The sequence below is a fragment of the Thauera sp. 27 genome (assembly GCF_000310125.2).
In the GTDB taxonomy this organism is placed as follows: domain Bacteria; phylum Pseudomonadota; class Gammaproteobacteria; order Burkholderiales; family Rhodocyclaceae; genus Thauera; species Thauera mechernichensis.
The window spans coordinates 27,995-41,099 of record NZ_AMXB01000020.1; the positions used below are offsets into that span (position 1 = coordinate 27,995).

Annotated in this window: 10 protein-coding genes; 9 read left to right on the forward strand and 1 reads right to left on the reverse strand. The window is 67.4% G+C overall.

Annotation, left to right across the window (positions count from 1 at the left end; genetic code table 11):
- Window positions 1-58: 58 nt before the first annotated feature.
- Window positions 59-1,045, reverse strand: coding sequence for a helix-turn-helix domain-containing protein (locus B447_RS12140; protein ID WP_002940329.1), 987 nt, complete (start codon window positions 1,043-1,045; stop codon window positions 59-61).
- Window positions 1,046-1,367: 322 nt separating this feature from the next.
- Between B447_RS12140 and peaA the strand changes: the two genes are divergently transcribed.
- The 9 genes from peaA (at window position 1,368) to ccsA (ending at window position 13,096) form a co-directional block, all read left to right on the forward strand.
- Window positions 1,368-2,951 carry a quinohemoprotein amine dehydrogenase subunit alpha gene (peaA, locus tag B447_RS12145; RefSeq protein ID WP_002940340.1) on the forward strand — a complete coding sequence of 528 codons (1,584 nt, stop codon included), beginning with the start codon at window positions 1,368-1,370 and terminating at the stop codon, window positions 2,949-2,951.
- Between the two features lie 70 nt (window positions 2,952-3,021).
- Window positions 3,022-4,452 carry a quinohemoprotein amine dehydrogenase maturation protein gene (peaB, locus tag B447_RS12150; protein ID WP_002925647.1) on the forward strand — a complete coding sequence of 477 codons (1,431 nt, stop codon included), beginning with the start codon at window positions 3,022-3,024 and terminating at the stop codon, window positions 4,450-4,452.
- On the forward strand, window positions 4,449-4,775 hold the full coding sequence (qhpC, locus tag B447_RS12155; protein ID WP_002925648.1) for a quinohemoprotein amine dehydrogenase subunit gamma: 327 nt from the start codon (window positions 4,449-4,451) through the stop codon (window positions 4,773-4,775). The genes peaB and qhpC overlap by 4 nt, the downstream gene beginning before the upstream one ends.
- Window positions 4,776-4,785: 10 nt before the next feature.
- A complete protein-coding gene (gene peaD, locus B447_RS12160) occupies window positions 4,786-5,922 on the forward strand; it encodes a quinohemoprotein amine dehydrogenase subunit beta (RefSeq protein ID WP_198291797.1) in 1,137 nt (378 codons plus the stop codon).
- A gap of 113 nt (window positions 5,923-6,035) precedes the next feature.
- Window positions 6,036-7,352 (forward strand): alginate export family protein, encoded by a 1,317-nt coding sequence (locus B447_RS12165; protein ID WP_002940347.1) that lies wholly within the window; start codon window positions 6,036-6,038, stop codon window positions 7,350-7,352.
- Window positions 7,353-7,422: 70 nt separating this feature from the next.
- Window positions 7,423-8,925: an aldehyde dehydrogenase family protein gene (locus B447_RS12170; RefSeq protein WP_002925651.1), complete on the forward strand. Its 1,503-nt coding sequence runs from the start codon at window positions 7,423-7,425 to the stop codon at window positions 8,923-8,925.
- Between the two features lie 94 nt (window positions 8,926-9,019).
- On the forward strand, window positions 9,020-9,886 hold the full coding sequence (locus tag B447_RS12175) for a hypothetical protein (RefSeq protein WP_002940353.1): 867 nt from the start codon (window positions 9,020-9,022) through the stop codon (window positions 9,884-9,886).
- Window positions 9,883-10,896: a U32 family peptidase gene (locus B447_RS12180; protein WP_002940360.1), complete on the forward strand. Its 1,014-nt coding sequence runs from the start codon at window positions 9,883-9,885 to the stop codon at window positions 10,894-10,896. The genes B447_RS12175 and B447_RS12180 overlap by 4 nt, the downstream gene beginning before the upstream one ends.
- 1 nt (window position 10,897) lies before the next feature.
- Complete coding sequence (ccsA, locus tag B447_RS12185; protein ID WP_002940372.1) at window positions 10,898-13,096, forward strand: cytochrome c biogenesis protein CcsA; 2,199 nt, start codon at window positions 10,898-10,900, stop codon at window positions 13,094-13,096.
- Window positions 13,097-13,105 lie beyond the last annotated feature (9 nt).

The following is a 13,105-nucleotide window of genomic DNA, read 5'->3' on the forward strand; positions in this document are numbered from 1 at the left end:
GCGTTGCCAATTTGGGCTAATGGGCGTAGCAAAAAAACTAATTGGCGTGCAGCCAGAGTCAGATCCGGCGCTTGAGCGTTTCGGAGGGCAGTTCGTCGAACATGGCCTTGTACTCGGCGGCGAAGTGCGACAGGTGCCAGAACCCCCAGCGTGCGGCAATGTCCGCGACCGTCTCGCGGCCGTTCGCGTCTGCGCTCTTGAGTGCCCGCCGCACGGCGTTGAGTCGGATCGCGCGCAGGAACTTGACCGGGTTGAGGTTGAGCACGTCCTGGAAGCTGTACTGCAGCGTGCGGCGCGATACGCCGAGCTCGATGCACAGGTCGGCCACCGTGATCGGCTCGTCGATGTGGGCCTCCATGTAGGCGCGTGCTTGTGCGACCACGAGCTGGCGGGTGCGACATGATGCGGGGCTGGCCGATGCGGTGGTGGCGGACGCAAGGGTGTCGAGCAGCGTGGCGAACAGGGCTTGCTCCATCGCCTTGCGCATCTGCGCGTGGTGGAGGAGCGCAGGCGTGGCCCGCAGGCTTGCCATCATCGTCGCCAGCAGCTTGCCGAGGGCGGTGACCTGCTCGGGGCTGGCGGGCGCAATGCTGCGTGCCGCGAGTTCGGCCTCGATGTTGCGGTGATCGACCTGCTGCGCGTAGTCGCATAGTGCCCTGGCGTCCGCCGTACAGGCCAGGATCTCGAGCCGGCGGGGAGTGCGGAAGTCCAGCTCGTCGGAGCCGCCCAGCGTCAGCATCGAATGCGCGTCATAGACCTCGCCGCCAAACCAGCCCGTGCCTTCGATCACAACCGGTACCGCGAAGGTGCGCGATCCAGGCCAGGCGATCCCGGATTGGTGAACGGACTGGTTCAGCCCCTCGCGGAACAACTGAACGTTGCCGAAGCAGAATTCCTCGAACACGCCGGAAAAGCTGCCGGCGCTCAGTTGATCGTAGCGCTGTTGCCAGTTGCTCAGGCATGCGGCGTGATCGTCCGCGTCTTTCGTTTCGCGTGAGGAATGCGAGTAGGGGAGGCGGTCCGTCCTGGTGGCGGCCGGGCTCATTGCCGGTACTCCCCCGGGGGGCTCCCGGTGGTGCTGGCCAACATGTCTCTTCCTTGTCCGATCGGTGTGCGATCGCCATTGTCGTTATGTGATCCAGTCAGGGGCGGGCGTGGCCTTCACCGCAGCCTTGCCCCCGGTCTGTGCCTGGAGCATGGCACGTCGGTGTCCGCGATGGCAAGCCGGAGCCCGAGCCTGCCCTTGCCGTTTTCGGATAACAGGACCGGCGGTCCGACGCCTAGGATGAATCGAACCCTTCACAGGAGCCCGGCGGCGATCGGGTGCGGCAAGGGCTTCATCAGAGGACACAAGAGGAGATCCGGTCTTGAAGATCAAAACGATTACGGCTGCGCTGGGCAGCCTGGCGGCCCTTGGTGCAGCGCTGGCGCCGGCGCCGGCCCTGGCATCGGCCGAGGCGCTGATACGTGCGAAGTGCCTGCCCTGTCACACCGAGGGCAATGAGGGAATCAGTCGTATCAGTCAGCAGCGCAAGAGTCCCGAAGGGTGGCTGATGTCGGTGGCACGCATGCAGATCGTCCATGGCCTGAAGGTCACGGACGACGAGCGGCGCACCGTGGTCAAGTACCTCGCCGACACGCAGGGCCTGGCGCCCTCCGAGACCGACGGCGTGCGTTACGCGCTCGAGCGACGCTTGAATGCGGTCGAGCAGTTCGAATCCGAGCAGTTCACCCAAATGTGCGCGCGCTGCCATTCCGGCGCCCGGGTGATGCTGCAGCGCCGGCCTGCGGAAGAGTGGGAGCATCTCGTGCATTTCCATCTCGGTCAGTACCCGACTACCGAGTACCAGGCGCTGGGGCGTGACCGCGACTGGTTCGGCATCGCGCTCAAGGAAATGGTCCCCGAGCTGGCGCGCACCCTGCCCTTGCAGACGGAGGCCTGGACGCAATGGCAGGCGCGTGCACCGCAGGTGGTGAAGGGCGAGTGGAGCATGAGCGGCCACATGAGCGGGCGCGGCGGCTTCTCGGGTGTCATGAAGGTCAGCGCCGCCAAGGGCAAGGACCTGTACGCGCTGAGCTTCGACGGGCGCTGGGATGACGGCAGTGCGATGAGCGGCAAGGGGCAGGCGCTGCTGTACACCGGTTATGAGTGGCGCGGCGATCTGGTCGTCGATGGCACGCCGATGCGCCAGGTGTTTGCCCTCGAGGACGGCGTGCTGCGCGGACGCATGTTCCTGCGGGATCAGGACGAGATCGGCGCCGATGTCGTGGCCAGCCTGCAGCAACCCGGCAACAGCCGTGTGCTGGCGGTGCACCCGGCCCACCTCAAGGCCGGCATGGCGGCCGAGTTGCGCATCGTCGGTTCCGGCCTGCAGGGTGAGGTGAGCCTGCCCCCGGGGGTGCGCTTGCTGGAGACGATCCGGCGCTCCAATGCCGAAGTCGTGTTGCGCGTGGAGGCGGCGGATGACGCGCGTGGCGTGCACCAGGTCGCAGTGGGTGAGGCGCGTGGCGGCACGCTCGCTGTGTATGACAGCATCGCGGCGGTGAAGGTGATGCCGGCGTTCGCGGTGGCCCGCATCGGTGGCAATGGCACACCGACGGCGAAGGTGGAGGCCCGCTTCGACGCCGAGGCCTGGGCGGCCGGGCCGGATGGAAAGATCGGTACCGAGGACGACTTCCGCATCGGTTTCGTGCCGGCGAACTGGTCGGTCGAGCCCTTCGACGAGGTTGCCGTGCGCGACGAGGACGTCAAGTTCGCCGGCTTGATGGACGCGGCGAGCGGCGTGTTCGTGCCGGGTGACGCCGGGCCCAATCCGGCGCGCCGGATGTCGGCCAGCAATGTGGGCAATCTCAAGGTCGTGGCCGAGGTGGCTCAGGGTGCCGAGCGCCTGCGCGGCGAGGGCCAGGTGATCGTGGCGCCGCCGCGCTGGAACAACCCGCCGATTCCGTGAGCGGGTCCGCTGTCCGTGCCTGCAGGCGTTTGCCTGCACCCCGAAACCCGCGATTCACGAGGAGTTCCCCATGAGTGCGGTCCTGAATCTCGTGCATGACAACCTGCACGAAGTGCGCGTCGATGGTACGCGCATGCTGTTCCATATCCCGAGCAGTTCGCTGTTCGCGCTCGACACGCTGACCGCGGCCTTGCTCGACCGTATCCGCCGCCAGAGCCTGAGTGCCGAGGCCCTGATCGACGGCCTGCGTACGGAGTTCGAGGCCCATGAGGTGGCCGAGGCGATCCGCGAGCTGGTCGCGCTCGAGCTCATCGACGACGGCCGCCCGGCCGGCGCCACCGCGCTCGCGCACACCTTCGAGCGTTTCCCGCTCACCACGGTGGTGCTCAACGTCAACACCGGCTGCAACCTGAGCTGCACCTACTGCTACAAGGAAGATCTCGACAAGCCCTCGGCGGGTCGCAAGATGGCCTTCGAGACCGCACGCGACGCGATCGAGATGATGCTGCGCGAGTCGCCCGACGAACCCCGCTACACCGTCGTCTTCTTCGGCGGCGAGCCACTCAGCAACCTGCCGCTGATCAAGGACGTGGTGGCGTACTGCGAGACGCGCTTCCCCGAGCTCGGCAAGCAGGTCGATTTCGTCATGACGACGAACGCCACGCTGCTTGCAGACGACACCATCGACTGGCTCAACGCCCACCGCTTCGGTCTGTCGATCAGCATCGACGGTCCCAAGGCGATCCATGACCGCAACCGGCTCACGGTCGGCGGTCAGGGCACCTACGAGACCGTGCGCCGCAAGGCCGAGCGCCTGCTGTCGCGCTATCGCGCGCGGCCGGTCGGCGCGCGTGTCACGCTGACCCATGGCACCACCGAAGTCGAGCGCATCTGGGATCACCTGTTCAACGAGCTCGGCTTTGCCGAAGTCGGCTTCGCGCCGGTGACCTCGGGCGACATCAGCACCTTCAACCTCACGGGCGAGGAGCTGGTCGAGGTCTTCGCCGGGCTCAAGCGGCTTGGCCAGCGCTACCTGGAGGCAGCGCTGGAAGGTCGCAACATCGGCTTCTCCAACATGCACCAGCTGATCACCGACCTGCACGAAGGCCACAAGAAGGCGCTGCCCTGCGGCGCCGGGCTGAAAATGCTGGCGGTCGATCACAAGGGCGAACTGAACCTGTGCCACCGCTTCACCGGCTCCACGCTGCCGACTTTCGGCGATGTGAAGAACGGCATCAAGCGCGAGCAGCTCGGCGACTTCCTGTCCCAGCGCCTGGATCGCACCGATACCGGCTGCGCCAGCTGCCGCATCCGCAACCTGTGCTCGGGCGGCTGCTACCACGAGAGCTACGCGCGCTACGGCGATCCGGCACACCCCACCTACCACTACTGCGATCTGATGCGCGACTGGGTGGACTTCGGCATCGAGGTCTACAGCCGCATCATGGCCGGCAACCCGGCCTTCATCGAACAGCATATTTCCCCGAGGAGGGCGTCATGAAACATCTCAAGGCGATCAATAACAAGGCGCGGCTGCTGGACAAGGCGGTTGCGGAGGACCGGATCGAGGAGGTGGTGGCGATGAGCGCCCTCGCCGGCTGCACGGCGACGGTGGACCCGGGCTGGGAAGTGGACGCCTTCGGCGGCGTGGCCTCGCTGTGCCAGCCGATGGAGTCCGACCTCTACGGCTGTGCTGATCCGTGCTGGTGGCCGGCCCAGGTGCCCGATGTGATGAACACCTACCCGGATTGGAACAAGGACGCGGCCAACACCCGCGAGGACTGGCGCAATCTCGGCTCGGTCTTCCCGGGCGACAAGCTGTAAGGGGGCGGACATGAAGACAACGATGACCGGCGGCGCGCTGCGCCGCACCGCGGCCGCGCTCGCCTGCCTGGCCGCCAGCGCCCTGCCTGCGGCTGCAGGCAACGAGGCGCTGGCGCTCAAGCCCGGCAACGAGTACCTGATGGTGGCGAACTATCCGAACAACCTGAACGTGGTCGACCTGGCCAGCGACAGTGTCTACAAGACCTGCAAGCTGCCCGACGCCTTCGGGCCGGGGATCACGCAGATCGCACCTGACCGCCGCACGGCCTATGTGCTCAACAACCGCTTCGGCACGATCTACGGCGTAGACCTCGATACCTGCAAGGTGACTTTCCGCGCCGAGATGTCGCAGGGCGAGAACGAACGCGCCAAGTCGATCGGGTCGTTCACCATCAGCCCCGACGGCAAGGAGCTGTACGCGGTGCAGAACCCCACCCGGATCAACCGCGACCACTATCGCGTCGGCGAGCCGCGCTTCGTCGCCTATGACACCCAGGCCGGTCTTGAGGCCAAGCCGGTACGTACGTTTCCGGCGCCGCGCCAGCTCAACATCATGCTTGCAGGTGACGACGGTGCCGTCTATGTGGCGGGTCCCAGCCTCTACAAGGTGGATGTGAAGACGGGCGAGATGACGGTCGCGCTGCCGATCCGCGACTGGCAGCGGCCCACCCATGCCCCGCTCGACGTGCTCTACCTGTGGCCGGTACAGACGCCTACGCGCGACTTCACCATCCTCTACACCACGGCGAAGTTCCAGGACGACAAGCAGGACATGGAGACGGCCGAGTACCAGTACGGCTTCCTCAACGTCGACCTCAAGAGCGGCGAGACCGAGGCGCGCGAATTCGGCCCGCTGACCGAGATCTATTTCACCGGGATCCGCTCGCCGAAGGATCGCAACATCATCTACGGCCTGCTCCATCGCCTCACCAAGTACGACATCGCGCAGCAGAAGCTGGTGGAGGCGACCGAGCTCGATCACACCTACTACACGTTGCTGACCAACCAGGCGGGGAGCCGGCTGTATCTCACCGGAACCTTCAACGACATCTCCATCCACGACGCCGACACGCTGGCGAAGGTCGGCCAAGTGAAACTGCCAGGCGGCGACATGTCGCTCGGCACCGGGCAGGTCTTCGTGCGCTGAGTCCGCACACCCAAGCACTGATCCGCTGATCCGCGAGGCGGGGCGTTCATCGGGACCTCACGGGTCCTGAGGGGCCCCCGCACGCCAAAACAATCAATCAGGAGACGAACATCATGCGCATTCACACGACCGTGGTCGCCTTGCTCGCAGGGCTGGCCACACTGGGCAGCGCACAGGCCGCCGACTTCTACGAGCGCGACGGCACCACCCTGGGCTTCAACGTCGACGGCATGGCGGGTGCCTTCTCGACACGCGAGGACTACCTCGGCGAGGGCGGCAAGAAGTGGCGAGAAGCCTTCGTGCACGGCGTCCTGGTCGGCAAGACTCGCGCCGGCAACGGTGAACTGTACGGCGGGTTGGGCGCGATCGCCCAGGGCTCCTGGGGCGACGGCGATGCTGGCGGCTATACCACCGGGCGTGAGCGCGACATCGACCTCGAGGATGCCTACCTCGGCTGGCGCAGCGCCGGCGGCCTGCTCGACTTCTCCTTCGGCCGCCAGCAGTTCCAGCTCGGTGACGGCTTTCTGATCGCGGGCGACCGCATCAACCTCGGCAAGGGCCTCGACGTACTCGGTGTCGATGTCGATCGCGGCGGCGCCTACTACCTTGCTGCGAAGAAAAGCTTCGGCAATACCGCCATCCTGCGTGTCGACCCCGACGGCCCGTTGCGCGGCGACGCGTTCTGGCTGCAGTCGGACAACCCCTATCACCAGGACACCGAGCTCGGCGGCCTGAACGTGGAGTACGTGTCGGAGACGCATGGCACGCTTGGCCTGAGCTGGATGAAGGTGCTCGATGTGGACAAGGGCACGGGGCTGGGCATCTTCGACCGCCGCGATGGCATGCGCATCACCAGCGTTCGCGGTCAGGGCAGCCTGGGGGTGGAGAACCTGTTCCTGTCCTTCGAGTACGTCGACCAGCGCGGTGGCAGCACGGATGTGAAGAACGACGCCGACGCGTGGACCGTCGAGGGCGGGTGGACCTTTGCCGATCTGCCGTGGAGTCCGACGCTCAACTACCGCCATGCGCGCTTCTCGGCCGACAAGGCCGGAACGGCCCGCAACGAGGCCTTCGATCCGCTGTTCTTCGGTCTCAGCCGAGGCCTGGGGACCTGGTTCCAGGGCGAGGTTGCCGCCAACTATGCCGGACCGGCCAACAGCGGCAACAAAGTGGACCGACTTGAGCTGACCCTGTCGCCGCGTGCCGATCTGTCGGTGACCCTCCAGTACTGGGACATCAAGTCCATCGGTGATGGCGCCGAGCTCGATGGGCGCGAAATCGACCTCTTCGCCTTCTGGCAGATCAACGACAACTTCACCTTTGTGCCGCTGCTCGGCCTCTATGAGCCGCGCGGCGGGGACGTGAAGGCGCTGCAGGGCAACGACCGCCGCAATGTCTATCTGCAGGCCGTGCTGCTGTTCAACTTCTGAGCGCGCCGCAGTTCGCGCCCAAACCGATACCTGATCAAACCAGACCCAAACCTACATACGGAGACGAACGATGGATCGATACAAGGGTGAGTTGCTGAGTGCCAACACGCGCCGCTTCCTGGCCCAGCCCAAGCGCATGCTGATTGGCAGTGAGTGGCTGGAGGCCGTCGGCGGTGGTGTGCTGGAGGTGGTCGACCCGGCCAGCGCACAGGTGTTTGCCAGCGTGCCGGCCGGCGAGGCGGCCGATATCGACCGCGCAGTGGCAGCGGCGCGCAAGGCCTTCGAGCAGGGGGAGTGGCCGCGCATGCGTCCGGTGGACCGCGAGCGCCTGCTGCTGCGCCTGGCCGACCTGGTCGAGGCGAACGCGCAGGAGCTGGCCGAGATCGAGGCCCTCGACAACGGCAAGCCGGTGACCATGGCGCGCGCGGTCGACGTGGCGCTGGTGGTGGATTTCCTGCGCTACATGGCGGGCTGGGCGACCAAGCTGGAAGGCTCGACGATGGAAGTCTCGGTGCCGCTGGTGCGCAACCGCGAGTTCTTCGGCTTTACCCGGCGCGAGCCGGTGGGGGTGGTGGGTGCGATCATCCCGTGGAACTTCCCGCTTCTGATGGTGGCCTGGAAAGCGGGGCCGGCGCTGGCCTCGGGCTGCACCATGGTGCTCAAGCCGGCCGAAGAGACGCCGTTGTCGGCGCTGCGCTTTGCAGAGCTGGTGCTGGAGGCGGGCTACCCGGCCGGCGTGTTCAACGTGGTCACCGGTCATGGCCATACCGCGGGCGCAGCGCTGGCCTCGCACACCGGCATCGAGAAGGTTGCCTTCACCGGCTCGACCGAGATCGGCAAGCTGGTGGGCAAGGCGGCGCTCGACAACATGACGCGGGTGTCGCTGGAACTCGGTGGCAAGAGCCCGGTGATCGTGCTCGACGACGCCGATCCGGCGGTGGCGGCGGCGGGTGCGGCGCAGGCGATCTTCTTCAACCAGGGGCAGGTGTGCTGCGCGGGTTCGCGCCTGTATGTGCACAAGAGCCGCTTCGAGCGCGTGGTCGAGGGCCTGTCCGAGATCGCCGCCGGCATGAAGCTCGGTGCCGGCATCGATCCCACGACCCAGATCGGTCCGCTGGTGTCGGCCACCCAGCAGCAGCGTGTGCTCGGCTACATCCGCAGCGGTTTCGAGCAGGGCGCGCGCGCCCTGGCGGGCGGTGCGGCAGGCGAGGGCGAGGGCTACTTCGTCAAGCCCACCGTGCTGGTGGACACCCGCGACGACATGAAGGTGGTGCGCGAGGAGATCTTCGGTCCGGTGGTGGTGGCAATGCCGTATGACGACCTCGACGAGGTCGCCCGCCGCGCCAACGACACCCCGTTCGGCCTGGGCGCCAGCATCTGGTCGAACGACCTGTCGCGGGTGCATCGGCTGGTGCCGAAGATCAAGGCCGGAACGGTGTGGGTCAACTGCCACAACATCCTCGACGCCTCGATGCCCTTCGGCGGCTACAAGCAATCGGGCATCGGTCGCGAGATGGGGCGCGCGGTGCTCGATCTCTACACCGAGAGCAAATCGGTGATCATGGCCCTGTAAGCACCCTGTGCGCCGTCGGCCTTGCCGCGGCGCACAGGACGGGGGCCTGCGGGCTGGTTGCCCGCGACCCCTGCGGCCGCGAGGAGGAGCGGGAATGAATGCCCCTGAACTGGCGGTGGCGGTCTGCCATGCGCTCGATCTGGCGTGGACAGCGGCTGCAACTGCGGAACGCGCAGAACACTGGCAGCGTCTCCATGGCGATGCGGAGCTTGCGACCTGGCTGGCGCCGCTGCAGCCCACCCATCTGTATTTCGGCAGCGAGTTCTGCGAGCACCTGCTGCCTTCCGCACGGGCGTTGCGCGAGGCCCTGAGCCAGGCTAAGAGCGCCGGGCTGCGTCTGGTCCTGCTCACTCCAGTGGCCTCGCCCGAGGTTCTGGCGCAGCTCGATGTGCTGCTGCCGACGCTGCCCGCCGGCAGCGAGGTGGTGGTCAATGACTGGGGTGTCGCACACGAGCTTGCGAGCCGGTTCGGGGACTTGCGTCCGGTGGCCGGGCGCGTGCTGTGCCGCATGACCAAGGATCCCCGTATCGACGCGGGCTGGGCGGGGCGCTGCGGCCATGGCCTCGCCGCACCGACGATGCACGCCCTTTTCTCGCGCCTGGGCATTCGGCGCCTGGAGATCGACGTGCCCTTGTTCGCCGATGAGGAAGTATTCGCCGACCTGCCGCTGCCTGCCGCGGTACATCTGCCCTACGTCTATGTGGCCAAGGGCCGGATGTGCCGGGCGGGTTCGCTGTCGGTGACAGGAACGGAGCGCTTCGCCGTCGGGCGGCGCTGCCAGAAGGAATGCCTGCGCTTTTCGGCGCTGGCGTCGCGGCCCGGGCGGGCGGATGCGGCTGCCAGCGTGCAGCTTGGCAACACCTTGTTCAGCCGCCATTCGGCGGCGATGGCGAGCAGTCTGCGGCAGGCGGTCGACAGCAAGCGTGTCGCCCGCCTGGTCGTTCCGGGAGCGCCGCTATGAGGATCGTTGCCCCGGTGTCGCGCGTTGCCGAGATCGAGCCGCTGGCGCAGGCGGGCGCCAGCGAGTTCTACTGCGGCCTGGTGCCGTCCGATTGGCTCGGCCGTTTTCACGCCATCAATGCCAATCGTCGCCCGTCGGGCAACCTGACTCGCTACGAGGACCTGGCGCGTGCGATCGACATTGCCCACGCCCATGAGGCCACCGTGTCGCTCGTGCTCAACGCCCAGCACTATTCCGCCGCCCAGATCGGTGCCGCGGAGGATATCGCCGGGCGCTTCGCGGCGCTGGGCGGCGATGCGCTGATCGTCAGCGATCTCGGCCTGCTCCATGCGCTGGCGCTGCGCTTTCCGGCGCTGCGCATGCACGTCAGCTCGGTGGCGACCTGTCGCAACGCCGGTGCGGCGCGGCTGTGCCGCGAGCTCGGCGCGCAGCGCCTGATCCTGCCGCGTGACGTCACCCTGGCCGAGGCCGCCAGCATTGCCGCCGAGGTCCCTGACATCGAGATCGAAGCCTTCGTACTCAACGACGGCTGCATCTTCGAGGAAGGCGCTTGCCACACCATTCACCTGCCGGGCCAGCTCGGCGGCCCGATCTGTCTCGACCGCTTCGAATACCGCTACCGCCGCCGCGATGGCGGGGCGGTGTCGCCGCGGCTGGCGGCGCGCCTGCAGCAGAATGACGCAGAGTACGAGCGCTGGCTGTGGTACCGCTTCTCCTGCGGCTTCAGCACCACGCCCGAAGGCCTGCCCTACGGGCCGTGCGGCCTGTGTGCGGTGCCGGTGCTGCGGCGCGGGCGGGTGGCGGCGATCAAGATTGCCGGGCGTGAAGCGCCCACCGCGCGCAAGCTGGCGAGCGTGCGCATGGTCCGGTCGGTGCTCGAGCGCGTGCGTGCGGGCGAGGACGATGCGGCGGTGCGCGCGTTCGCAATCGGGCTGCGGCCTTCCGAGTCGCACTGCGCAACGGGCTACATGTGCTATTACCCCGAAGTGCTGTGCGCGGAGGGGCGCTGAGATGGACGCCATCTCCCGCCGCACGCCGAGCGGGGCGGTCATGGCACTGGCCGCGCTCGCGGTCGCGATCTGGCCCGAACTCGGCCAGCCGGTTCTCGCAGTAGTGGTGGCGCTCGCCGTACATGCCGCGCTGAGGCCGCGTGGGCGGGCTCTTGCGTTGACCCTGTCGGCGGCGCTGGCGTGGGCGTGTGTGTTGGCCCTCGGCTGGCATTTTGCCAGCGACCGTTTCGAGGTGCGCTATGTCTGGCTGTACAGCAGCGCGGAACTGCCGCTCCACCTCAAGCTCGCCAACCTGTGGGGCGGTGATGAGGGCACGACGCTGCTGCTCGCAGCCCTGTGCATCAGTCTCGCGGCAGGCGGTGCGCTGCGTGCGCGCGTCGGGCCCAACCTGTCGCCGACCGCGGCGATCTCGGCGTGGCTTGTGTTGACCGCGCTGTGGCTCGCGCCCTTTGCGGAGACACCCCCGGAATGGTTGGTGCAATCGGCATCGCAGGGCATGAATGCGCATCTGATGAAGCCGTGGATGCTGTTCCATGCGCCCCTCGTGCTGGCAGCCTACGCCTGGACGCTCGCACTTGCGGAGCCGGCGCTCGAGGCGCTGTGCGGTCGCCCGGCGCCATGGCCGATGCTGGCCAGAACGCGGGCGCGGCGGGCGTGGGTGGTGCTTACCGCCGGCATTGGCTTCGGCATGCTGTGGGCGTTCGAGGATGCGATGTATGGCCAGGTCTGGCACTGGGATCCGGTGCAGACTGCGGTGTTCTGCACCTGGTGCCTGCTGGGCGCTCACCTCCACGGATTCGGGGGCTGGGCAGTCGGACGGCGGCGCTGGCAGGTCATGCCGTGGGCGGCGGTGCTTGCCGCAGTCACGATACCGCTTGCGATGGCCGTGACGCGCAACCCGCTGCTTGCGAGTTCGCACCGTTACGTGGGTGCAGACTCGTGGGTCAGCCATGTCGTTCTCGCTTCGATCCTGCTGCTGGCGGCGGTCGGCGCGGGGATTGCGGGCAGGCGGGGCCGCGCCGACCGCCTGCCGGCTACCGACCGTGGCACGCAGCGGCTGGGGATGTGGCTTGTGCAGATCTGCTTTCTGGGCGCGGCCGCGATTGCCGCTGCGCAACTCTTGCTCGCTTTCGGCGCTACCGCGCTTGATCTGCCACGAGCGGAACATCACAAGCCCTTCCTCGCGATGCTTGCCAACCTGACTACCGGTGCCGAGCTCGCGGCCCTGCGCGCGGCCTTCGAGCAGTGGGATGTCGACGGTCACGCCGTTGGGCGCATGCTGTCGCTCCCGCTCGTGGCCGTGGGGCTGATCGGCGGCTGGTACTTCTGCCGCCGGGCATCTGCGCGGGTGGCTGCGGTGTCCTTGCCGCTTGCGGTCGCGGTGGTGGCAGGAAATGCAGTGTCTGGCGGTCTGCTGACGGGGGGCTACCAGGGCACGGGTGTCCTGTCGCAGCAGATCGTCGCCGTCCTGCCCTTCCTGGATGCCGGATTGGCCAGTGGCGCCTACTTCGCGCTCGGGTGTGGCGCCTGGCTGCTGGCGAGTCTGCGCCGGCAGGGGGCAAGGGGGGTGTCGGCAGCATTGCCCGTGGTCGCGATCCATGCCGGGCTGGTTCTTGCACTTTGGGGCGGGCTGCTGGCAACCGCGCTCAACAGCTACACGCAGCATGAGATCGTCTTCGCTGGCGAGCCGACGGAGTGGGTTCGGGATCGCCATGGCCTTGCCTTGCGCCTGACTGGCCTTGACATGGCACCGCTGCGCGATGGCGGGGTCGGAACGACTGGCGGTGTGCATGCGCTTACCCGCATTGAGCTGCGCGAGCCGGGAGGTGCGCTGGTGGATGGGCAGACGCTGTATCGGGACAGTCGTGCGCCGCCCGAGCGCTACGATGGCCCCCTGCGCCAGGTCTGTGAATTGCTCGACTACCGCTATGCGCGCCATACGGCAACGCCGGGTTACCTGTTGCAGCCCCTGGTCGACCAGGGCTTGTGGCGCACGACCCAGTTCTGGATTGCCCCGGGTGCGGTGGTCGAGTCGCTGGCTGCGGGCGGCAGCGGCGGGGAGGTCATCGTCGTGGTGAAGACCTTCCCCTTCCTGTCGCTGCTGTGGGGAGGGCTGTTGATCATGCTGGCGGGCAGCGCCTGGCTCGCTTTCCGCACCCCTGGCACGGATGGTCCGACGCCACAGGCGCGGCCGAGGTGATCGCATCGT